The 1,042-nt window shown below is 43.2% G+C and carries 2 protein-coding genes; both read left to right on the forward strand.

The window, feature by feature from the left end; all coding sequences use genetic code 11:
• Nucleotides 1–15: 15 nt before the first annotated feature.
• Nucleotides 16–219 carry a hypothetical protein gene (locus R8N28_RS27035; RefSeq protein ID WP_005464930.1) on the forward strand — a complete coding sequence of 68 codons (204 nt, stop codon included), beginning with the start codon at nucleotides 16–18 and terminating at the stop codon, nucleotides 217–219.
• Nucleotides 220–566: 347 nt separating this feature from the next.
• Complete coding sequence (locus R8N28_RS27040) at nucleotides 567–1,010, forward strand: DoxX family protein (RefSeq protein ID WP_005464911.1); 444 nt, start codon at nucleotides 567–569, stop codon at nucleotides 1,008–1,010.
• Nucleotides 1,011–1,042: the final 32 nt, after the last annotated feature.

A 1,042-nucleotide genomic window follows, 5' to 3' on the forward strand; every position in this document is an offset into this window, starting at 1 on the left:
CTAAAGGGAATTGGCATGGACTTACATACTTGCGTAATTGTATTAAGAAACCAAAAGGTTATTACCAGTAAATCCGTTGATCACTCCATTGGGATCATCGAACGTGACTCAGGTAACGAAATTTCAGAAATTCAAATCAATGCCACAGATGGCGTGAATATTCGGACCTATCACTACAACAATGTCGAGGAGTCGTTAGAAAGTTTGATGAACCTTTGATCTTCTACTTTGGACACACCTTTCTCCCTTGTAATCGTGAAAGCAATGAGCACAGCCCCCTGTGCTCTTTTTTTGCGTTTTGATCAACAATATCTTTTCTCTCACATACCAAGTCCATCGAAATTTACGACTTAGTTGTCGTTAAAATCGCTAAATTAGCCAATCTTACTCCCAATAAATTACAGATAAGCATCTGAGCAAAAACGTTAAAATATACTAATTCGAATTTATTTAACGAGAAGGTCAAATAAAGCCAATTAATAACCTCATCAACCACGCCTAAACTGTTCTCAACAGCTCAGGAGCAGACACACTCCCACTGAAACAAACATATCGAGGACAGCACCATGAAAGCACTTTTACACAAAATCACGACATCACAATCAGGTTACAGCGCACTGGCACTACGTATCCCTATCGGCATCATCTTTATGGCGCACGGCGCTCAGAAACTGTTTGGTTGGTTTGGCGGCTACGGCTTGGAAGGCACAGGACAATGGATGGCATCAATTGGACTTGGCCCTGGCGTATTGATGGCATTTCTTGCTGGTAGCGCAGAATTTTTCGGCGGCTTGTTTATTCTACTTGGTTTGCTGACACGCCCTGCGGCAGTCGCACTCTCATTCACTATGGTTGTGGCGATTTTCTCAGTGCACTTCGAAAACGGCTTATTTATGGCAAACAACGGCTACGAATTTGGCCTAGCTCTGCTAGCAGCAAGTGTTTCACTGGCCTTTTCTGGCGCAGGTAAAGCGGCGTTAGATAACTTCCTAAACAAAAAATTCTCCTAACCACGGACACTGGAGGCACTGATGATCACCGT

The organism is Vibrio sp. Vb1554, assembly GCF_033344235.1.